At 45.4% G+C, this 23,169-nt stretch carries 16 protein-coding genes; 9 read left to right on the plus strand and 7 right to left on the minus strand.

All coding sequences use genetic code 11. The features are described 5' to 3' along the window. Window positions 1-96 precede the first annotated feature (96 nt). Window positions 97-2,010: a molecular chaperone DnaK gene (gene dnaK / locus WAE59_RS16270; protein WP_337857025.1), complete on the plus strand. Its 1,914-nt coding sequence runs from the start codon at window positions 97-99 to the stop codon at window positions 2,008-2,010. A gap of 74 nt (window positions 2,011-2,084) precedes the next feature. On the opposite strand, the gene WAE59_RS16275 is transcribed toward dnaK, so the two are convergent. The 6 genes from WAE59_RS16275 to WAE59_RS16300 are packed head-to-tail and all read right to left on the minus strand — an operon-like array spanning window position 2,085 to window position 8,587. Next, a complete protein-coding gene (locus WAE59_RS16275) occupies window positions 2,085-2,984 on the minus strand; it encodes a nucleotidyltransferase family protein (RefSeq protein WP_337857026.1) in 900 nt (299 codons plus the stop codon). Between the two features lie 41 nt (window positions 2,985-3,025). Further along, a complete protein-coding gene (locus WAE59_RS16280; RefSeq protein WP_337857027.1) occupies window positions 3,026-4,147 on the minus strand; it encodes a M42 family metallopeptidase in 1,122 nt (373 codons plus the stop codon). A 40-nt stretch (window positions 4,148-4,187) separates the two neighbouring features. Continuing rightward, entirely contained in the window at window positions 4,188-4,619 is a 432-nt protein-coding gene (locus WAE59_RS16285) for a GNAT family N-acetyltransferase (protein ID WP_337857028.1), read from the minus strand. A gap of 3 nt (window positions 4,620-4,622) precedes the next feature. After that, window positions 4,623-5,786: an MFS transporter gene (locus tag WAE59_RS16290; protein WP_337857029.1), complete on the minus strand. Its 1,164-nt coding sequence runs from the start codon at window positions 5,784-5,786 to the stop codon at window positions 4,623-4,625. After that, window positions 5,786-7,327: an acyl-CoA carboxylase subunit beta gene (locus WAE59_RS16295; protein ID WP_337857030.1), complete on the minus strand. Its 1,542-nt coding sequence runs from the start codon at window positions 7,325-7,327 to the stop codon at window positions 5,786-5,788. The genes WAE59_RS16290 and WAE59_RS16295 overlap by 1 nt, the downstream gene beginning before the upstream one ends. A 24-nt stretch (window positions 7,328-7,351) precedes the next feature. Further along, window positions 7,352-8,587, minus strand: coding sequence for a porin (locus tag WAE59_RS16300; RefSeq protein ID WP_337857031.1), 1,236 nt, complete (start codon window positions 8,585-8,587; stop codon window positions 7,352-7,354). Window positions 8,588-8,779: 192 nt separating this feature from the next. Between WAE59_RS16300 and WAE59_RS16305 the strand changes: the two genes are divergently transcribed. From WAE59_RS16305 to WAE59_RS16340, 8 genes are all read left to right on the plus strand, one after another. Continuing rightward, window positions 8,780-9,118 (plus strand): hypothetical protein, encoded by a 339-nt coding sequence (locus WAE59_RS16305; protein ID WP_337857032.1) that lies wholly within the window; start codon window positions 8,780-8,782, stop codon window positions 9,116-9,118. Window positions 9,119-9,205: 87 nt separating this feature from the next. Then, a complete protein-coding gene (locus tag WAE59_RS16310; protein ID WP_337857033.1) occupies window positions 9,206-10,810 on the plus strand; it encodes a SulP family inorganic anion transporter in 1,605 nt (534 codons plus the stop codon). 6 nt (window positions 10,811-10,816) lie between these two features. Continuing rightward, window positions 10,817-11,488 (plus strand): carbonic anhydrase, encoded by a 672-nt coding sequence (locus tag WAE59_RS16315; protein WP_337857034.1) that lies wholly within the window; start codon window positions 10,817-10,819, stop codon window positions 11,486-11,488. An 82-nt stretch (window positions 11,489-11,570) separates the two neighbouring features. Beyond that, window positions 11,571-13,187 carry a histidine kinase gene (locus WAE59_RS16320; RefSeq protein ID WP_337857035.1) on the plus strand — a complete coding sequence of 539 codons (1,617 nt, stop codon included), beginning with the start codon at window positions 11,571-11,573 and terminating at the stop codon, window positions 13,185-13,187. A gap of 123 nt (window positions 13,188-13,310) precedes the next feature. Further along, the gene (locus WAE59_RS16325; RefSeq protein WP_337857036.1) at window positions 13,311-15,902 is read left to right on the plus strand and encodes a zinc-dependent metalloprotease; all 2,592 of its coding nucleotides are present in this window, start codon (window positions 13,311-13,313) and stop codon (window positions 15,900-15,902) included. Between the two features lie 36 nt (window positions 15,903-15,938). Continuing rightward, the gene (locus tag WAE59_RS16330) at window positions 15,939-19,289 is read left to right on the plus strand and encodes a SusC/RagA family TonB-linked outer membrane protein (RefSeq protein ID WP_337857037.1); all 3,351 of its coding nucleotides are present in this window, start codon (window positions 15,939-15,941) and stop codon (window positions 19,287-19,289) included. Between the two features lie 12 nt (window positions 19,290-19,301). After that, a complete protein-coding gene (locus WAE59_RS16335; RefSeq protein ID WP_337857038.1) occupies window positions 19,302-20,630 on the plus strand; it encodes a RagB/SusD family nutrient uptake outer membrane protein in 1,329 nt (442 codons plus the stop codon). Between the two features lie 81 nt (window positions 20,631-20,711). Then, window positions 20,712-21,461: a LytR/AlgR family response regulator transcription factor gene (locus tag WAE59_RS16340; protein WP_337857039.1), complete on the plus strand. Its 750-nt coding sequence runs from the start codon at window positions 20,712-20,714 to the stop codon at window positions 21,459-21,461. Window positions 21,462-21,499: 38 nt separating this feature from the next. On the opposite strand, the gene pruA is transcribed toward WAE59_RS16340, so the two are convergent. Next, the gene (gene pruA / locus WAE59_RS16345) at window positions 21,500-23,134 is read right to left on the minus strand and encodes an L-glutamate gamma-semialdehyde dehydrogenase (RefSeq protein WP_337857040.1); all 1,635 of its coding nucleotides are present in this window, start codon (window positions 23,132-23,134) and stop codon (window positions 21,500-21,502) included. Between the last annotated feature and the right edge of the window lie 35 nt (window positions 23,135-23,169).

Consider the following 23,169-nt stretch of genomic DNA (forward strand, 5'->3'; position numbering starts at 1 on the left):
CCGCCGCTATTTTTTCTGCCAAAACCCTATTGGCACATTGCTTGTTAAACAGTTGTAAATTAAAAAGATTTTATAACATATAGATAGATAAATAGCATGTCAAAAATTATTGGTATAGACTTAGGAACAACAAACTCTTGCGTAGCCGTAATGGAAGGTAACGAACCTGTAGTTATAGCCAACAGTGAGGGTAAACGTACTACGCCATCCATTGTTGCTTTTGCAGAGAATGGTGAGCGTAAAGTTGGAGAGCCTGCAAAACGCCAGGCAATCACTAACCCAACAAAAACAATTTCGTCCATTAAAAGATTTATGGGAAGCAGTTTTGCTGAAGTTTCTAAAGAAGCATCGCGCGTTCCATACAAAGTTGTAAAAGGCGATAACAACACTCCTCGTGTGGAGATTGACGACCGTAAATATACTCCTCAGGAAATATCTGCAATGATTTTGCAGAAAATGAAAAAAACTGCTGAAGATTTCCTTGGTCATGAAGTTACTGAAGCTGTGATTACCGTTCCAGCTTACTTTAATGATGCACAACGTCAGGCAACAAAAGAAGCGGGTGAAATTGCGGGATTGAATGTTAAACGTATCATCAATGAGCCGACTGCCGCTGCTTTAGCTTATGGTCTGGATAAGGCACATAAAGACATGAAAATTGTTGTGTTTGACTGTGGTGGTGGTACTCATGATGTGTCTGTATTGGAATTGGGTGATGGTGTATTTGAAGTGAAATCTACGGATGGTGATACGCACCTTGGTGGAGATGACTTTGACCACATTATTATCGATTGGTTGGCCAATGAATTCAAAACTGAGAACGGTATGGATTTACATCAGGATCCAATGGCATTGCAACGTTTGAAGGAAGCTGCTGAAAAAGCAAAAATTGAATTATCAAGCACAACTTCTACAGAAATCAACTTGCCTTATATCACTGCTGATGCAAGTGGACCTAAACATTTGGTTCGCACATTGAGCCGTGCTAAGTTTGAGCAGCTGGCTGCAGATTTGATTAAACGTACAATCGAGCCTTGTAAATCTGCGTTGAAAAATGCTGGTTTGAAAACTTCTGATATTGATGAGATTATTTTGGTAGGTGGTTCAACCAGGATTCCTGCAATTCAGGACGCTGTAAAAGCCTTTTTCGGCAAAGAACCTTCTAAAGGCGTTAATCCTGATGAGGTTGTAGCTATTGGTGCTGCAATTCAAGGTGGTGTATTAACCGGAGAAGTTAAAGATGTATTGTTACTTGATGTTACTCCTCTATCTTTGGGTATTGAGACTATGGGTGGCGTGATGACGAAATTAATCGAAGCAAATACGACCATTCCTTCTAAGAAAGCAGAGACTTTTTCAACTGCTGCTGATAACCAGCCTTCAGTAGAAATTCATATTTTGCAAGGAGAGCGTCCGATGGCTGCTCAAAACCGTACAATTGGTCGTTTTATTCTTGATGGTATTCCACCAGCTCCACGCGGAGTTCCTCAGGTAGAAGTTGCTTTTGATATTGATGCAAATGGTATCCTACATGTATCTGCTAAAGATAAGGCAACAGGAAAAGAGCAAAAAATCCGTATTGAAGCATCATCAGGTTTAACAGATGATGAGATCAAAAGGATGAAAGAAGAAGCAGAGCAAAATGCAGAAGCTGACAAAGCAGCTAAGGAAGAAGCAGAAAAGATTAATGGAGCTGATGCTTTAATCTTCTCTACAGAGAAGCAATTAAAAGAGTTTGGCGATAAGATTTCTGCAGATAAAAAAGCACCTATCGAAGCTGGTTTAGCTAAATTGAAAGATGCTCATGCTTCTAGAAACTTTGCTGATATTGATGCTGCACAGGCAGAACTTCAAAATGCATGGAATGCAGCCTCAGAAGATATGTACAAAGCAGGTCAGGATGGTGCACAACCAGAAGGTGCAGCCGGAGCAGGCGATGCGCAAGGATCAGATGCTGGTGACAATGTTACAGACGTTGATTTTGAAGAAGTGAAAGACGATAACAAGTAATCATCTTCAAGTATACAATAGCATACAAAATAAAAAGGCCCTGGATGATCATCCAGGGCCTTTTTATTTAGAACTTAATTCCAAAGACTAGTTGGATAAATTCCATTTTTTACCAATTGGTCAATGCTGTTTTGTACAAAAGGTTTGTCTTCTTTATAAGTAACGCCAAACCATTGGCTATCCGTTGGAATTACCTTAAAGCTTGCTGTATTGGTTTTTACCAGATTTTCACCAATTAGTGGAATGAAGAATTCTGCTTTTGGTTTGTCTTTATTTTCCAGCGCAAATACCCTGAACATTTCTTCAGTTAATTTGAATACGGCAGGTGTGAAGCCCCAAAAATTCATAGAAACAGGGGTGTCATATTCCAGAGGATATTCAACTCCATTTTCCTCATAAACGATTGTTTCTCCTTTTTTATAGACCTGGGTACGTTCTGTAATGTCTTCGAGGTAACCTGCATCATTAGTTTTGCAAACGCCACGTGATACGGAGCCAAAATCAGACAACGTTTTTCCGATTTGATAACCGACGATGGAGTAGTTGCTGTCGTTTGCTTCAGTTGTTAGGAAGTGGACCATTTTTTGGAAAGCATCAAATCCGTAGTAATCATCTGCATTAATTACGCAGAAAGGTTCTTTGATGGCATTTCTTCCTGAAAGGATGGCGTGAGCAGTACCCCAGGGTTTTTCGCGATAAATCTCTTCTTCGATTCCAAATTGTTTCAGGTCGAAATTTTGAAAAACATAGTCGGTTTCAATTTTTCCTTTGAGTTTGGCATCAAAAATTGCCTTAAAATCTTCCAGGAATTCTTCTTTAATGATAAAAACAACTTTACCAAAACCAGCTTTTATTGCATCGTATATGGAATAGTCAATGATTGTTTCACCGTTCGGGCCAAAGCCATCAATTTGTTTCATGCTGCCATAGCGACTCGCCATACCAGCTGCTAGTATTAATAAGGTTGGTTTCATGTAGCGAAAATAGTGATTCAGTTTATATTCAAGGTAAAAACTTAGGACTGTTTGTTGTATTTGAAATCGTGGTCTTTTTCGATATTCAGCAGGGAATGATAAATCAAGCTGATTACATTATCCACATCTTCTTTATGGATCATTTCTACTGTGGTATGCATGTATCGTAAAGGTAGAGAGATCAGTGCAGAAGGTACCCCGCCGTTGGAATAAGCAAAGGCATCTGTGTCTGTACCGGTAGATCTCGATGAAGCCTGACGCTGGAAAGGAATGTTATTTTTCTCCGCAGTTTGAATCAATAGTTTGTTTAGATTGGTCTGTACGGCAGGCGCATAAGAAACAACCGGCCCTTTTCCGCAGGCCAAATCTCCCTGAGTGATCTTATTGATCATTGGCGTAGAGGTGTCATGGGTCACATCTGTGATGATGGCCACATTGGGTTTGATCCTGTGCGCAATCATCTCAGCTCCTCTTAAGCCGATTTCTTCCTGCACAGAATTCACAATGTATAATCCAAATGGAAGTTTCTTTTTATTCTCCCTGAGTAATCTTGCAACTTCTGCGATCATGAAACCGCCAGCTCTATTGTCGAGGGCTCGTCCTACGTAATAACGGTCATTCAAAACCATAAACTCATCCTCGTAAGTAATCACACAACCAACGTGGATGCCTAGCTTTTCTACTTCTTCCTTTGAAGTGCAACCACAATCCAGGAAAATGTTTTTAAGCGCAGGTGCCTCTTCTTTTTCCCCTCCACTGCGTGTGTGGATAGCAGGCCAGCCGAAAACAGCCTTAACCAGGCCTTTGTCAGTATGGATATTTACTCTTTTGGAAGGAGCGATCTGGTGATCAGAGCCCCCATTACGGATGACGTATATCAATCCATCTGAAGTGATGTAATTGACAAACCAGGAAATCTCATCAGCATGGGCTTCGATCACTACCTTGAATTCTGCTTCAGGATTGATTACACCTACAGCAGTACCATAGTTGTCGATGAAGCTTTCGTCGATATAAGGTTTCAAATAGTCGAGCCATAATTTTTGACCTGGATATTCGAATCCGGTAGGGGAAGGGTTGTTGATATATTTTTCAAAAAATTCCAGTGATTTTTTATTTACAACGGGAACGTGTTCCTGTTTATCGTCTTTTTTCTTTGTCATTTTTTAATTTATAATTCTAAACAAATATAGAAACTAAGGGCTAAGCGCCAAGTGAATTGTCAAGTTGTAACTCCATAATGACAAAATCAATTCCGTGTTTTTGTGATGTCAGATTTGTCTTTAGAAAGCCAAATTTAGCGTAGAAATCTACTGCAGATACCCGGGCATTACACCAGATTTTGCTGCCGCCCATGTCGCGGACGTGATCAATGATGTGACTGAGTAATACTGAGCCAAAGCCCTGGCCTTGTGCACTGCTGATGGTTGCAAATTTCCTGAACTGGTAATCGTTTTCCACATGAAAAAGCGAAACTACGGATACCAACTGATCATCAGCGAATAATCCAAAGTGCATTCCTTCAGCATCGTTATCCAACTTCACAGCTTCCATGGGCAGGTTTGGATACATGGCCTCGTGTCGGATTCTCCAGGTAAGGTCATCTCTGATCTGTTCAATGTGAACGACTGACATAAGCTAAACTTTTAATTTTTTTCGATAGAAATAGTAGATGCAGATATTGAGCAGGATTACTGTGCTGATGCCAGCACAAAAGAAAGGCCACTGTCCTTTTTCCCATAACCAGAGCCCCATCGCGGAACCAAAGGCCGCACCGACAAAGCTCACCGACATGAATACGGTATTCAAACGGTTTCGGGCTTCTGGTAAGATTGCATAAATCCTTGTTTGATTCGTCACGTGAATGGCCTGTTGACCGATATCTATCAGGATAATACCTATTACAAATAAATACAGATGGTTTCCTGTGAAGTAAAATGTTCCTATGCTGAGTAACTGGAGCGCAAGTCCGATGATCAGGTTTTTCCGTGGATTCATTCCGCCGCTTAACTTTCCCACTAAGGGGGCGGCTAAAGCACCCGCTGCTCCGGCAATCCCAAATAATCCGATTTGTAGTGTTTGTAGATTAAATGGTGGATTGGCAAGAAACAGGACCATGGTAGTCCAAAACGCACTCAATGTGGCAAAGGCCAGAAAATTGATCAACGATGCTTCCCTTAGTACGGGTTCAGTTTTGATGTAATGCCCCATTGATGCCACCAGTTGAGCGTAAGTACCTTTAAATGAAGGATGACTTGTTGGAAATCTTTTGGCCATTAGAAACAACAATAAGGTGCAAATTGCGGCTGCCATAAAATACACCGAGCGCCATCCCCAGATGAAGCCGATGCTACCACTTACTGCCCTCGAGGCTAAAATGCCGATAAGCAGTCCGCTCATAATGATTCCTATAGTCTGGCCACGGTCTTCATCAGTACTTAAATTGGCGGCCATGGGCAAGATCAATTGTGGTACTACAGAACAGGCGCCAATGAATACACATGCGATCTGCAATAGAAAAAAGGAATGTGAAAAACCTGCCAGCAGCAATGACATAACAGCCATTCCTGTAATTAACAGGATTTGTCTGCGTCTCTCGAACATGTCACCCAGGGGTACGATCAAAAATAGGCCCAGCGCATAGCCTGCCTGTGTCAGGTAGCTGATCTTTCCTGCATGACTTTCTGTAAGTCCAAATTCCCGGGCCACGAGGATTACCAATGGTTGGCAATAGTAAATATTGGCCACAATTAAGCCTGTACAAAAGGCCATCAAAAGTACGTCGGTGCGGTTCAATTTCATTATAGTGGAATATTGCCGTGCTTTTTGCGCGGGAGGTTAACGACCTTGTTTTCCAGCATCTTGAATGCTTTGATCAGCTTTGTCCTGGTTTGTGCCGGTTCAATAACCTCATCTATGAAGCCTCTTTCCGCTGCTCGGTATGGATTGGCAAATATTTCAGAATACAGACGTTCCTTTTCTAACCATTTTTCTTCCGGATTTTCAGCGGTGCTGATCTCTTTCTTGAAGATGATTTCTGCCGCACCTTTTGCACCCATAACTGCTATTTCTGCGCTTGGCCAGGCATAGTTGAGGTCGGCACCTATGTGTTTAGAGTTCATGACATCATAGGCACCACCATAAGCTTTCCTTGTGATCACGGTGATTCTCGGTACCGTAGCTTCGCTAAAAGCATACAGTAGTTTTGCTCCGTTAGTGATGATGCCATTCCATTCCTGATCTGTTCCTGGCAGAAACCCGGGAACATCTTCAAAGACCAATAGGGGGATATTGAAGCAATCGCAAAAACGAACAAACCTCGCAGCCTTAACTGAGGCGTGATTGTCCAGCACACCAGCGAGGTAAGCAGGCTGATTGGCCACAATACCAATGCTTCTGCCCGCCAATCTGGCGAAGCCCACTACGATGTTCTCTGCGTAATCTTTATGGACCTCCAGGAAACTGTCTGCATCAGAAACTTCGCTGATGACAGACCTTACATCGTATGGCTGGTTGGCATTTTCCGGCATGATGGAATTCAGTGCGACCCGGTCCTCATCACTTGCTGCATAAGGTAAAGCGGAAGGGATCTCCTCGCAGTTCTGGGGCACATAACTCAGCAACCTTTTGACATGATCTATGGCCTCCAACTCGTTTGCACAGGCGAAATGCGTAACTCCGGATTTAGTGGCATGAGTATTTGCCCCGCCCAGTTCTTCGGCGGTCACTTCCTCATGCGTTACTGTTTTGACCACATTTGGTCCGGTTACGAACATGTAAGAAGTATGTTCTACCATCAGGGTAAAATCGGTAATTGCCGGAGAGTAGACTGCACCGCCCGCACAGGGTCCCATGATGGCCGATAGTTGAGGAATCACTCCCGATGCCTGTACATTCCGGTAGAAGATATCGGCATAACCGCCAAGGGAAACTACACCTTCCTGGATCCGTGCACCCCCACTATCATTGAGTCCGATCAGGGGTGCACCATTTTTCATTGCCATTTCCATGATCTTACAGATCTTCTCCGCATGGGTTTCTGAGAGGGAACCACCGAAAACCGTGAAGTCTTGAGAGAAAACATATACCAATCTGCCGGCGATGGTTCCGTAGCCGGTAATTACACCATCACCGGGATATTTTTCTTTCTCCATGCCAAAATCGGTGCTTCTGTGGGTAACCAGCATTCCAATCTCCTCGAAGGAATTTTCGTCCAGCAGAAAGTGCAGGCGTTCGCGGGCAGTTAATTTACCTTTTTGGTGCTGACTGGCGATTCTGGCTTCTCCGCCGCCGAGCTGCGCTATTTTAATTTTATCCTGAAGTGTGGTGATCTTGTTCTTCATATCAAGTCTTTTAACAATCAAAAATTACCAGCGGTATTGAAGGCGCGTGGTAAATACATCATCTTTGAGGTCGTCAATGTATTGCGGCAATAATGTAGGGTCATTCACGACATGTTCATTGTATACCGTCAGTTTTAACCTTGAGTTGATCAGGTAGGTGAGGCCATAACCTAATGTACTGAACTTGATGTCCCCCGCTGTAGTATTGCTATTTGCAGCGCCAATTTCGTGTTCATGGATATCCTTATTGGGATCGTATACATCGTAGCCCACCAGTGCCGTTAATTTTGTTTTGGCAATCTTTTGTGTCAGCCATAGATAGTATCCGGCGAAAGAGCGTAAGTAGAGATCAGTAGCCGGTTGCGCCGAAAAGCTGGTGCTGGCCACGGGACCTGTAATGGATGAAGATGCGGCTACGCCCGGCTGTGTACCACCAATATATTCCATTTTCAATGAAGTCGCACCGAAGCTGTTATCATATTGGAGCTGCAGGTTGGCACCAAAATAATTCCTTTTGGCATACCAGTTTACATTGTCCGGGCTAGTGTTTTTCTTGTAGACATTTCCTTCCAGACTGTAAAAACTCTCCGTATCACTGCGTACAGAGCCCCGGTAAAAAGAGCCTCCAAAGCCGATGTGCAGTTTTTTGTTGGCCAGGCTATCAAATTTGAAGGCCAGGTTGCCCACAATGTCTTTCTTAGAATCATAGTCACGGGCTGCATGTCCGCTTCCATTAATCGCGGCGATCTCAGCGGTTAGGAATTTGGCAATCTTGTGTGGCCTATAACTGATCATTGCACCCAGATCACGTTCTCTGGGCATCAGCGTTTGAAACACCCTGGCACGTTCAGGAAAATCCCTGTAGCCTGAGGAATATACGATGGAATAGCCAAAGGGGCGGTTAAACAATCCCGCAGTAAACAGCAGGTCTTTGGAGTTTTCCTGATGGAACTGAATAAAGGCATCCATCAGCTGGACGCCGTTTTGTGTGGCATCAATCTGGAATACGATGCTCGAGAATTTATCTGCACGGTCTATTTTCAACCTTCCGCGTCTGATGATGAAGCGCTCGTCGGAGTTTTTGGCCCAGTCGCCACCAGAGAAAGAAGAGATCCCGGAAGACTGCGCCCTTTGGTATTGGGTCTGCAAATAGCCTGTGATGGCAATCTCGTGAGCATCATAGGAAGAGGGGGCGTTATTGTTTTGTGCACTTAGCACCCATGGGCAGCACAGCACCAGGCAGAGTAAAATTTGCTTCATTTAAGTTCGACATTCGTTGATGGGACTAAATTACGCTTATTGGGAGAGTTTTCTATAAACAGATGGGCATATTTTAACGAATAGGAGCGAGAATCCCAGAGGGGCAACAACTAAATTACATTTTTTTTACAACTTAATTTGCTGATAAGGGCTCTTTAACGTTATTTTTGAAAACAACAAAGAAAAATACAAATGTTCCTGAGGAAATATCGTGTACTTCTGGTGATTGCTTTCTTAGGTGTTTTTACATCGAAGATGGTCATTTCCGGTGCGCCTGTATTTTTCAGCCACATCGATAAAGAGATCATGAATTCCGTGATCATGCAGATCGAAGCGGAGCACAGTGCCGATGGTGATGCCGGTAAAGCCAAAGTGAAGCTTTGTGACTACAAGATCGATTTGCATTACGACTATAACATGCTTTTCGTACGCAGCGAGTATGGCCTCAAAAATAGTTTCATCGAGCACTTCAAGCGATATGTAGATCCATATCACCCTTCTGTTCCCACGCCTCCTCCTAACCACTGCTAATTTAATCAAGGCATTTCCATTTCCTTCATTTGAAGGTCTGGCTATGCAATTTTTAAGAATTAGTTGAATACATTAAAACATAGTTTTATGCAAAGTGGAAACTCAGTCTTTTCAAGACTGGATGTGAAGAAATATATATTAAAAAAGAACCTGAAGCGCGATTTACCCTCAAGTATCGTGGTGTTTTTGGTCGCCCTACCATTATGTCTGGGGATAGCCCTGGCCTCAGGTGCCCCTTTATTTGCCGGTCTGGTCACAGGTATTGTCGGGGGTATTGTTGTAGCCAGCATTAGCGGTTCTCAACTGAGTGTCAGCGGCCCTGCCGCAGGTCTTACAGCGATCGTATTGGCAGCAATTACCCAGTTGGGTACGTACGAGACCTTTTTATTGGCAGTAGTACTGGCCGGTGGGATACAGTTGATCCTGGGCTTACTAAAAGGCGGTACGATTGGAAATTATTTCCCGTCGAGCGTAATCGAGGGCATGCTTGCAGCGATCGGTCTTACCCTTATTCTTAAACAATTTCCACACGCTTTGGGAGTAGATTCAGATTTTTTCGGTGATGAGAGCTTTTTTCAGTCCGATAACGAAAATACTTTTTCTGCAATTGGAAATGCCTTGAGTCATCTTAGTCTGGCAGCCATTGTCATCAGTGGGCTGTCTATCCTGGTGCTGATCGTCTGGCCGAAACTTAAAAAAGTCAGCATGATCCCTGCCCCGCTTGTGGTGGTGGTATTGGGCACTGTATTGGCACTTGTCTTCCAGGGGACAAGCTATTCCCTTGATGCCAAGCATCTGGTAGAGATTCCGGTGGTCAATAGCTTTTCAGAATTCACAGCTTTATTTGCTACGCCAAACTTTTCGGCTATTGGCGACAGCAAGGTATGGGTTGTAGCGCTCACGATTGCTATCGTTGCAAGTTTGGAGACCCTGCTCAGTATCGAAGCAGTGGACAAGATAGATCCGATAAAAAGGGTAACACCGACCAATAGGGAGCTGATGGCTCAGGGCGCGGGAAATATGCTTAGCGGCCTGGTAGGTGGTTTGCCCCTTACTTCAGTAATCGTGCGGAGTTCTGCGAACGTCAATGCTGGTGGCCGTACCAAAATGTCGGCTATTTTTCATGGGGTCTGGTTATTGTTGTCCCTGCTTTTTATTCCCGGGCTGATCAATATGATCCCTTTAGCCTGTTTGGCAGCGATCTTATTGGTGACTGGCTATAAACTTACCAGGATAGCCTTGTTCAAGCACATGTACCATAAAGGATGGGACCAGTTTGTTCCATTTGTGGTCACCATCATCGCAGTTTTACTGACCGATTTATTGAAGGGTGTGGCTGTCGGTATGTTGGTCTCTATATTTTACCTGCTGCGTACCAATATGCGGAACCCATACTTTTACAAGATCCAGGAAGAAGGCAATAAAAAGAACATCAGAATTAAGCTGGCAGAAGAAGTATCTTTCCTGAATAAGGCGGCCATTCAGGTTGTCCTTACCAACATCCCTAAAGAGACCAATGTCATTATTGATGGCAGCAATTCCCGGTATATCGATCCGGATGTGCTCGAAACCATCTTTAATTACAAGCACAATGCCTACACTAAGGGTATTATTGTAAGTTTAGAAAATATTAAGGAACAGTATACTGTGCCAAAATTGAATAATAAAGTTATAGAAGAAATCAATAGATAAAATATTATGTGCGCAAAATTAGAAAAACCACAAACAGAACAAATTACATACGAAGGATTATTACAAGGCAATAAAGATTGGGTAGCGGCAACCCTCCAGGAAGATCCTGAATTTTTCGACAGGTTATCTGCCGGCCAGAAACCACCTGTACTTTGGATAGGTTGCTCAGATAGCAGGGTGCCTGCAAACCAGATCACCAATACCATGCCTGGAGATATCTTCGTGCATAGAAACATTGCAAATGTGGTGACGCATACAGACATGAATTTGCTGAGCGTATTGGATTATTCGGTCAATGTGCTTAAAGTAAAGCACATCATCGTTTGCGGTCACTATGGCTGCGGTGGTGTGAATGCAGCACTTGGAGACAAGCAAGTTGGTCTGATCGACAATTGGTTGAGAAATATCAAAGACGTATACCGGACACATGAGCGTGAGTTGGCCACCATCAAAGATACTCAGCGCAAGTTTGACCGTCTCGTCGAATTGAATGCCATAGAAGGTGCGGCGAATGTCATGAGTACCTCTATCGTACAGAATGCCTGGGCTTCTGGTCAGGAACTGTCGGTTAATGCCTGGGTATACAGTTTGAAAACCGGATTGATCACTGACCTGAAAGTTAGTGCTTCCAATGCGGACGACATCTCTCCTGTGTTTAAGATGCATGTAGATAAGTAATATTGGCAGATACTTTTAACTCAAAACTCCCGGTACACCTACCGGGAGTTTTTTTATGCCCTGCAGCACTTATATTTGCTTCATGAAGTTTGCCGTTTACAGTTCCAGATATTTTATCAGCATAGGATTGCTGATGTTGGCCTGTTTCACCGGAACAGCCATCTTCATATCGGATAAGCTGGGCCAGCAAACCGATCGGATCAGTGCTGATGTAGCGACCAAGGTCTACCAATTGAAGTCCAATATCATGAAAGGCGAGTTCAATGGCTTTGTGAGCGGGATCCATCAGGCAGGACTGATTGTTGATTATACGCCCTCGACCTCCAGTTTGCTGAAAAACAAAGCGCTGCTGGAAGCGCAATTGCTCAACCGGCCAAAGGTTCAGCATGGCTGGTATGCCATCCGGCAGAACGACAAAACCAGTTATCAGTCCTTCAGTAAAGAAAAAAATAGCTTTTATTACCGCAGCACACCAGGATACCTGAAATCGTGGGCCGACAGCCTGTTCCAACAGCAGGCAAAGCAGTTCAACAGTAAATTGATCAAAGTAGCAGATACACTTCACTGGCTGGCATCAGCATCCTATCAATTGCCGGATGCTGCAGTTGTTCTTCTGGGTATGGACATCAACCTGCGCAAGCTCCAGCATTACCTGCAGAGTGTAGATACGATCGGCAGAGCATCTGCATTCATTGCTGATGAACATGGTTATTACATTACCGGGCCGGAAGAACAGTTGATCGGAACAAAAATAAAAGAATCATTAAGTGCTCATTCAGGCACTACCAGGCTTGCAGATAGCATCAGTACCTATGAAATCACCAATTCGAGCTACCTGCAGGTGCCTGTGTTGAGATTTTATACGCCTTTGTCTATCGCTGGCATGAAATGGACAATGGTCATCGATACGCCATTGCTCACCGTAGACGAAGATGTAAAGGTCATCGAAAAATATGTGATGATCTTATTCATCCTCACGGCGATCCTCATTCTAGTCCTGATTGCCTGGTTTCAGGCCAAATGGCAGAAAGAGTTTATGCTGCGTCAGCAGGCAGAACTGAAACGTAAGGAGCTTGTTCTGGAAAAGCAGGAGCTCAATCTCGTTGCCGAACGGCAACAAAAAGAAAATGCCTTATTGCAGCTCAACAGTCTTAAGCAAAAGGTCAACCCGCATTTTCTGTTCAATTCCCTGAGTTCACTGAACGGTCTCATTGCCCGAGATCCCGAGCTGGCCAAATCCTTTGTACTCAAATTATCCAGGGTATACCGGTATGTACTCGAGTCCTATCCCAACGGACTGGCCAGTGTGGAAGATGAACTCGGCTTTGTCAGGGAATACTTCTTTCTCCTCAAAATCCGGTTTGGTGATGCACTGGCCCCGCTGGAAGTAGCTATCCCGGAGGAAATACAGGCCGACAGCATTCCTTTCATGAGCTTGCAGACATTGATCGAAAATGCAGTGAAGCACAACGTACTTTCCAAAACCAGGCCCCTCCAGATCACCATTCAGTATCTAGATGATTACATCGTGGTCAGGAATAACCTGCAGTTGCGAAATGACGTCAGCGATTCCGGCAAACAGGGACTCAACTACCTGAGGAGCACCTATGCTTACTTCAATAATCAGGAACTCCAATGCGGGATATCCGGAGACCATTACATCTGTTACCTGCCTGTGCTCAAATTAACTGAACCTTAATCAGGACATCATACTGAGTTCATCTTAAAAAATTCACTCCTGAATACTGCGGGTTCAGTCGGCAAATCTGCTGGTTCACTCTGCAACGTTTCCTAATCCGCCAATTATCAGGCATTTTGGAACATGATTTTGACTAAGACTTCATTAATTTCGTTTGCAATCTTCATTTCTGCAATCGCCGTTCAGGGCCAAATTCCAAAGAAACTTCCCAAAACCAGCCCTGTAAAACTGACTGCAGACACATTGAAAAAGAAAGCAGATTCCACCGCACAGAAAGAACTCAAAAATTATACTGATTTACTAAAAAAAGCCATCACCTCGCCCGGATTGTTTAAAGTACACCAGGTGGAGACAGACTATTATTTCGAATTGCCTTTGAAGCTGATGGAGAAGGATTTCCTGGTGGTCAACAAGCTTTCCTCTGTACCACTGGCACTTAATGAATCCGGATTGAACAAGGGGATGAACTTCGAAAATAAAGTGATCCGTTTTTCCCGCAATAAACTGGCAAAAACCATCTGGGTCAAAACCATCGTGCCACAGGTACAGTCTGCCCCTGGAGATGCCATCACACGTTCTGTTAAGGACAATTTTACCGGTTCGGTGATCGAATCTTTCAAGATCGAAGCATACAGTCCTGATTCTTCTGCAGTGGTCATCAAAGTCAACAAAGTATTCGATGGAACCGAAAAGAGCTTCAATGACGTCTTTACCGATATTGGCCTGGGTACTTCTCCCAAAACTGCCCTCTCGGCCATAGAACGCATCAAGAGCTTTCCGCAAAATATTGTGGTTAGATCCTTGATGAGCACCAGGGTTACTGAAGGACAAAACAGCATTCCCATCAGTGTGAATGTGACTACTAACCTGCTCCTGCTTCCCGAACTGCCCATGCAGCCCCGCTTTGCAGATGCCCGTGTTGGCTTTTTTAGTACACCGAGGTGGTATTTCTCCGACGAACAGCATAAAATGGAAAGCCGTGAACTGATCACCCGCTGGAGGATGGAACCCAGGCCTGAAGACCGGGAACGTTACCTCAAAGGCGAACTGGTAGAGCCGGTAAAACCCATTATCTTTTATATAGATCCTGCTACACCGAAGCAATGGAGAAAACAGATCATCGCAGGGGTGTTCGACTGGCAGAAGGCATTTGAACAGGCTGGCTTCAAGAATGCCATCCAGGCGCGGGAAGTAACAGATACGGCAGATTACGACGGTGATGATATCCGTTACTCGGAGATCACTTATGCCGCTTCTCCGAAGTCCAATGCCATGGGCCCGGCAGTGGTAGACCCCCGTTCCGGAGAAATCCTGGAGTCTGACGTGATCTGGTGGCACAATGTGATGACTTCCGTTCAATACTGGATGCGCATACAGACCGGCATCATTGATCCCGAGGTGCGTGGCAATAAGATGTCCGACGACAAGATGGGGCATGCCATCCGCTTCGTTTCTTCCCATGAAATCGGGCATACGCTGGGATTGAAACACAACATGGGCTCTTCAGCAGCATTTCCCGTAGACTCCCTGAGGTCGCCATCGTTTACCAACAGGATGGGGGGCACAGCACCATCAATTATGGATTACGCCCGTTTTAACTATGTAGCGCAGCCCGAAGATAAAGTGACCAGCATCACGCCGCAGATCGGGCTGTACGATAAATATGCCATTGCATGGGGTTATCGTTGGTTGCCCCTCTCAGATCCGCATGCTGAAATCCCAGTATTGAGAAAATGGATCGAGGAACACCAGAATGATCCTTTATATCATTATGGCGAACAGCAAAGCAGTATGAATGTGGTAGATCCACGGGCACAGTCGGAAGACCTGGGAGATGATGCGATGAAAGCCAGCAGGTATGGCCTTGCCAACCTGAAACGCCTCATTCCACAGATCGCAAGCTGGTCGGCCAGTTCAGGGGAAGATTATTACCAGACAGGAAAGCTCTATATGGCAGCACTGGGACAGTGGCAGACCTATGCCGAACATGTGACTGCCAATATCGGAGGTTATTATCTCGAAAACCCTGTGAGCGGCGACGGTAAAAAAGCGTATACTCCTGTGCCAAAAAGATTACAACAAAATGCCCTGGAATACCTGAAAACGGAAGTATTCTATATGCCTGAATGGCTTTTTGATCAGCAATTGCTGAGCAAGACTTTCCCGGTTAAGGATACACCGCTGGGGCCTTTTGAATATGCACCTTATAACCTCAGGAGGGAATTCCAGTACGGTCTGTTGTACAGCCTGACCAGTGATGAGCGTCTGCTCAGGATGCTGGAGATGGAACTGTTGTATGGCCGGGATTCCGTATATACAGCATCCGGAATGCTCAGGGAAGTGCGCAATTCGGTATTCGATAAAACGCTAAAGGGAAAATCGCTGAGTATTACCGACCGGATGCTGCAGCAAAATTATGTCGATGTCATGCTGGTTAGTACCGATAAGCTCCTGGAGAAAGTCACAAAGAAAAGCCTGATCGCAGTGCAGCCGGGCAATTTGCCGCAAACCTGCGATCTGGGCATCCTGCCGGAACTGAGGAACATCCATGTGAGCTCCATGGGCCGTACTTCCGATGTGGCAGCGTTGAAGAGGGCCGAGCTGATGCAGGTATTGAAGTTGCTGCAAAACCATCAGGGCCGGGGAGATGAAGCCACAAGGGGCCATTACCAGGATTTGATCCTGCGCATCAGTCAGAGTCTAAAAATCAATTAATTATATAAGCGTAAAACAATCAAACTATATTTAGATATGAATAAACCACTACTTTTATTCCTGTTCCTGCTGGCGATGAGCTTCGCAGGTTATGGTCAGAAAAGCACCACCATTACCGGAAAGGTGTCGGGTCCGGATGGACAACCGATTCCGGGTGCTTCCGTTTTTGTGGATCAGGCTACCATCGGGGAGCAGACGGGCGTCCCTGGTGTGATCCAAAATTCTGTGATCGGAACCGTTACCGACACCGAAGGAAAGTTCAGCCTGACTGTACCTCAAGGTACAAAAACACTCAGGGTCAGTTACCTGGGCTACAGTTCTGTTTCTGTCAATATTGAGAATAGAACCCAGGTCAATGTCCGCATGGAGAATAGCGACAATGCCTTGAACGAGGTAGTTGTCAATGGTTATACCAATATCTCCAAGCGGAAAAACACAACAGCGACATCGCTTGTTGCGTACGATAAAATTCGTCAGAATGGTGTTTCCGGTGTGGACCAGATGTTACAGGGACAGATTGCAGGTGTCAATGTCACCAACATCAGCGGTGGCCCGGGTTCGGCACCCAAAATCAGGATCCGTGGTACTGCTTCCTTAAACGGAGGCCAGGACCCTTTATGGGTATTGGACGGAATTCCGCTGGAAGGGACCAACCTGCCGGCTATTTATGATAAAGACAATATCGATCAACTGCGCAACCTTCCCATAGCGGGATTAAATCCGGATGACATTGCCGAAATTACCATTCTTAAAGATGCCGCAGCAACCGCGATCTATGGAGCCAGAGCTTCGAATGGTGTGATTGTCATTACCACCAAAAAAGGAAAAAAGGGGCCAACCTCCATTAGTTTCAATGCCAGCACCTTTGTGGCTGAGCGTCCCGATTTTGATAAGCTGAACCTCATGAATGCTTCAGAAAAAGTCGATTTTGAGCTGGCATTGGCGGGCCGTTCAGATTTGTCGTACAGGGGCAACCAGGGATCGATAGCCAGGATATTGAACAGCAACAACGAATTGGCCAACTACCGTGCAAACGGTTTCTCTGCGCTTAACCCTGTCACGCAGAATGCCATCAACAGCCTCAGGCAAAACAATACCAACTGGAGAAATGAAATTTATCAGGCTGCGGTAAACCAGCAATATGGATTGAGCCTTTCCGGTGGAAATGATGCGGCCAATTATTATTTTTCTTCCGGTTACTATAACGAACAAGGTACCACAAAAGGTACTGGTCTGGAAAAGTACAACATTACCTTAAAAACAGATTTTAAGATCTCTCCGAAAATTACAGCAGGCGCTGCGTTATTTGGTTCTAAAACCCATCGCAAAAGTTACCTGACGGAGATCGATGCGCGCACCAGTCCCTCTAACTATTCCAGGAACGTAAATCCTTACCAGACCGTAAGAGATGCCAATGGCAATTACGCCTATGATCAGGATATTTTCGGCACCAGTAATTTTAGCGGAGATGTCTATATCCCTTTTAATGCCATTGAGGAGCGGGAAAATACACGCTATGGCTTAGACAACAGCAGCTTGAAAGGCGTCTTCGATTTCAACTACCAGGTATATAGCGACCTGAAATTTAGTACTCAGTTGGGGCTGCAGTTTGAAGAAACCGGAGCGGAACGTTACATGGGTGTAAATTCTTATGCAGGACGTAAGCTAAGGGAGTCTACCAGGTATTACAACTCCACGACTAAAAAGTATGAATACTTCCTTCCTGTGGGCGGAGCCATTCAAAATGATAAGAGCTCACTTTTCCAGTACAACTGGAAGATGATTGCCGAATACAATAAGGTAATTGCGGAAAAGCATGAAATTGAAGCAGTTGTAGGAACCGAATTGAGAAGGAATAAGAATACCGATCTGACGACCAGGGGATTTGGTTTCAATGAAAGGACCCTGACCAATCAGAACATCTTATTTCCAAATGCCGACTTTGCCAATGCAGAAAGCTTCCGTGCGTACAAAAAGGGAATGGTAGAGAATGCCTTCGCATCCATTTATGGAACACTGTCCTATACCTATGACCGTAAATATACCCTATACGGAAGTATCCGTTACGATGGTTCAGACCTCTTTGGTGTAGATCCTAAATACAGGTACCTGCCCATCTATTCAGTTTCCGGAGCCTGGAACGCAAAAGAAGAGCATTTCATTAAAAATGTTGACGTGATTTCCAATCTCCGTCTGCGCGCTTCTTACGGTTTGCAGGGCAACATCGACAAAAATACCTCACCAAAAATTATCGGCCGTTATGAAGATGTCACCATTCTGCCGGGCGGAACAGAGACCGGTGTCGTCGTGACCAGTCCTCCGAACGAAAAATTGAGGTGGGAGAAAACATCGACCTTCAATGCCGGTCTGGAATTGGGCTTGTTTAAAAATGCTTTGCAGGTGACGGTAGATTATTACAATCGCTATGGTAAAGACCTGATCGGTTCGGAGGCGCTGCAACTTGAAAACGGCTTTGAATTTACCAACTCCAATTTCGCGAGGATCAGGAATAAAGGTCTGGAACTGAATATTTCTACGAGAAACATCAATACAGACCAGTTCAACTGGTCTACAGATTTCAACATCAGTCACAATAAAAGCGAGGTGCTGCGTGAAAAAGCGCCTGCCGGACAGCGTACCCCATCCAGGGAAGGACTTCCTGTCAATTCATTGTTTGTGTTGAAAACTGCTGGTCTGGATGAAAATGGTTTGCCATTGTTCGCCAGGAATGGTCAGTTATTGAAGTTGGAGGAATTTTACCAATTGTATGATCCCTATGCAGATTTCTTTCCTGGCGAAGCTGCAGAAACCAGGCTTACTGCCGATGGCTTCAAGGACCTATATACGTATATCGGTGACCGTGATCCCAAATTTACCGGAGGTTTAACGAACCGCTTCCGCCTGGGTAATTTTGATCTGGCGGTGACGGCTATATTTAACCTCAATCAATGGGTAATGGCAAATGCGCCATACAACCCGGCTACTTTTGACCGCGGTCAGAACTATTCCAAAGACCTGTTGAATGTACTGACACCCGGCAATGGCAGCCAGCTGCCAGCGATCTTTGGAAAAGACACTTACGACGACAGGTGGATGGCCTATTACTGGCTGAACAACGGAGATCCGGTGTCCTCTTTCAGAAACCTGGATATCTACGCTAAAAAGATGAGTTACGTCCGCATCAACAGCATGCGGATGGGATACAGCCTGCCAGCTGCTCTGGCGAAGCGGATCAAAGCAAGCAGCATCAGGTTCAGCGTAGAAGCCAGAAACCCTTTTGTGTTTGGTTCTGATTACAAAGGATATTTCGATCCTGAAACTTATGGTAACATTTATGCACAGCCAATTACGAAGAGCATTTCTTTTGGCCTGAATGCAACATTTTAAGCTTAAATACAGATGAATAAGATCATAAAATTAACAGCCGTCCTCCTTGTCGTACTTTCGGCCAGCAGCTGTAAGAAATATTTGGATATTGAGCCTGTTGGACGGGTGATCCCTAAAACGATAGAAGATTTCAGGGGGATGCTGACTTCAGCTTACAATGGCTTCCCGGTTCATAAGTCTTTATTGGCCGTGCGTACAGATGAATTGCTGCTGGATGAATATGGCACCAATTTCCCTGCCTATAAAGACATTTACACCTGGAACGACAATGCATCCGATGGCTTGACCACGCCAATTCCCTATGTTTCCTTTTACACGGTAATCTTCAACGCAAACCATGTCATTGCAGAAGTGGAAAAAGAAGCAGGAAGCACTGCGGAGACGGCGCAACTGAAAGGAGAGGCCTACCTGCTGCGGGCTTATGCACATTTTGAGCTGCTGAACCTATATGCAAAACCTTATAATGCAAGCACTGCCGCTACAGATCGCGGGATTGTATTGTCGCTGGCCATCGATCTGGAGCAAAATTACAAGCCGGCTACTGTTGCAGAAGTGTATGCCCAGGTGCTTGCAGATATCGCTGCGGGTCAGCAATTGCTGAACGTGACCAGTTTCGAGGCAGGATTCAACTATCGTTTTACCAAACGTGCGGCAGCAGCATTTGCTGCCCGGGTCTATGAGTTTAAAGGAGATTGGGCAAATGCGCTGGCATCCAGTCAGCAGGCACTGGCTTTGAAGAGTGACCTGGAAGACCTGAATGTTACAGGAGCATTGTTACCAAACAATTACCGCTCGAAAGAAAACATCATGTCTATGGAAAACGCCTTTAATGCAGGCATTACCAATTCATCGATGATCTCAGGTCATTTGCTGGGCATCTACAACCAGGCTAATGACCTGCGCTACCCACTTTATTTTGGAAGGTCATTTGGCAATACCGTTTCCCTCAAAGGCGGGTCGAACGATAAGAAGATCTCCTTCCGGAATGGAGAATTGTATCTGATCCAGGCCGAAGCTGCCCTGCAGAGCGACAATATGGCTCTGGCGCTGAAAAGCCTGCTCGATCTAAAAGTGAAACGTTTGAAACCAGCTTATTACCAGACAGAAGCCACACGCATTTCTGCTTTGGCCAAGGCAGCTTTACTTCAGGAAATCCTGAATGAGCGCGAAAGAGAGCTGGCACTGGAAGGCCACAGGTGGTATGACCTCAGGAGGTATGGGCAACCTGAACTGGTACACAGTTTTGAGGATGGCAGTACCTATACCCTGCAAAAAAATGATCCAAAATATACGTTGAGGTTCCCTGCTGAGGCAAGGGCCAACAACCCAAATCTTCAATAACACATCCTGATTTCCCTGAATTGAGGGGCTGCTGAAAAGCAGCCCCTTTTTATTTACTTTTGTAATCAAGCAATTATAGGGATGACTGCATTGATTATCGAAGATGAAGAACTGGCGGCTGATACCTTGCGTAGTATGCTGCTGCACATCAACCCCAATATCCAGGTACTGGATGTACTGGGGACAGTAGAGGCTGCGGTAAACTGGCTGCGCCGTAATAAGGCCGATCTGCTGTTTATGGATATCCATCTGGGCGATGGGGAGAGCTTTCAGATTTTCAGACAGGTAACTGTTGAAAGCCCTGTGATCTTTACAACGGCATACGACCAGTATACGCTCAAAGCCTTTAAAAACCAGGGCATCGATTACCTGCTGAAGCCCTTTGACGAAGAAGATGTCAGGGCTGCACTGGCCAAGCTGAACACGATCCGCAAAATGCCGGATGCCCTGCTTCCGCTACTGCAGTCGGGCAGTATCAGCGGAAATCAGCGCAACCGGTTTATGGTCAAGTCCGGGAAGCTGATCAAGACGGTGCAGGCAGAAGATGTGGCTTATTTTATGGCCGAGGACAAATACCTTTTCCTGGTCACCAGGGAGGGACACAATTACATCATTGCAGAAACCATCGGAAGCCTCGAACCCAGGTTAGATCCCGCAGATTTCTTCCGCATCAACCGGAAGTTCATCATCAATATCCATGCGATCCGGGAAATGTACAAACTGTCCCGCAACAGGGTCAGGATCCTGCTTTCGCCCGCACCGGCCGAAGGACTGGAAGTGGTGGTGAGCGAAGAGCGTGCCGAAGCTTTCAAGAACTGGCTCGATCAGTAAGCATAAAAAAAGCTCCTGAGTTCAGGAGCTTTCTTTATTTAATCATTTGCTAAAAAAGGATAGCGGTAATCTTTAGGTGGATCAAAAGTTTCTTTGATCGTTCTTGGAGATACCCAGCGTAACAAGTTGATCATCGATCCGGCTTTGTCGTTGGTACCCGAACCTCTGGCACCACCAAATGGCTGCTGGCCCACTACGGCGCCAGTACATTTGTCGTTGATGTAGAAGTTACCAGCCGAATTTCTCAGCGCCTGTGTCGCTTTCTCAATTGCGTAACGGTCCTGGGCAATCACAGCACCGGTGAGGGCATAGATCGAAGTCGTATCAATGGTGGTCAGGATGCTGTCGAAATCTGCATCATCATATACATAGATCGTCAGTACCGGACCAAAAAGCTCTTCGCACATGGTCGTGTATTTAGGATCAGTGACCAGCAATACCGTAGGTTCTACAAAATAACCTTTAGATTTATCGTAATTGCCACCGGCAATCACCTCCACACTACTGTCGGCTTTCGCAGCATCAATGTATTTGGCCAGTTTATCGAAGGACACTTCGCTGATCACGGCGTTGATGAAATTGCCGAAATCTTCTGTTCCGCCCATTTTAAAGGTAGCCAGGTCGCGCAGCATGTATTCTTTTACCTTAGGCCAGATGCTCTTAGCCACATATACCCTTGAAGCAGCAGAACATTTCTGTCCCTGGTACTCAAAAGCCCCGCGGATGATCGCAGTACTGGAAGCTTCTGCTTCCGCCGAACCATGCACCAGGATGAAATCCTTACCGCCGGTTTCGCCCACAATGCGTGGGTAGGTTTTGTATTTATGGATATTGGTACCTATGGTTTTCCAGATGTTCTGGAATACACCAGTAGATCCGGTGAAGTGGATCCCTGCAAAATCAGGATGGTTGAAGACCACTTCGCCCACTTCAGGGCCATCGGCATATACCAGGTTGATCACTCCGTCAGGTAGGCCAGCTTCCCTGAAGATCTGCATCAGCACATTGGCAGAGTAGATCTGGGTATCTGCAGGCTTCCATACCACTACGTTGCCCATCATGGCAGCAGAAGCAGGCAGGTTACCGGCTATCGCCGTAAAGTTGAAAGGCGTCAGCGCAAATACAAATCCTTCCAGCGGACGTTGCTCTACCCTGTTCCATGATCCTTTAGGAGATACAGGAGGTTGTTGTTTATAGATCTCAGCCATATAGCTGACATTGAAACGCAGGAAGTCGATCAGTTCACATGCTGCGTCAATTTCAGCCTGGTAGGCGTTTTTAGACTGCGCCAGCATGGTCGCTGCGTTGAGTTTATAGCGGTACGGACCTGCTACCAGGTCTGCGGCTTTCAGGAATATCGCTGCGCGGTGCTCCCATGCCAGGTTTTCCCAATCGGCCTTTGCTGCCAGAGCAGCATCTATGGCCTGTTTTACATGGCTTTTATCGCCAAAGCTGTACTGACCTAAAACATGTTGGTGGTCGTGCGGAGGAGTAGCGGTTCTTTTATGATCGGTGTGTACTTCCTTGCCGCCGATGTACATCGGTATCTCAATTTGTTGGGAACGGGCATCGGCCAATGCAGCCTTTAAAAGTTCACGTTCTTTACTTCCTGGTGCATAACCCAAAATGGGTTCGTTCACAGGAGTTGGTACGTTAAAAAATCCTTTAAGCATGATATAAATATTATTTGCGCAAAGATAATTCTTAT

The organism is Pedobacter sp. GR22-6, assembly GCF_037402555.1.
GTDB lineage: Bacteria > Bacteroidota > Bacteroidia > Sphingobacteriales > Sphingobacteriaceae > Pedobacter.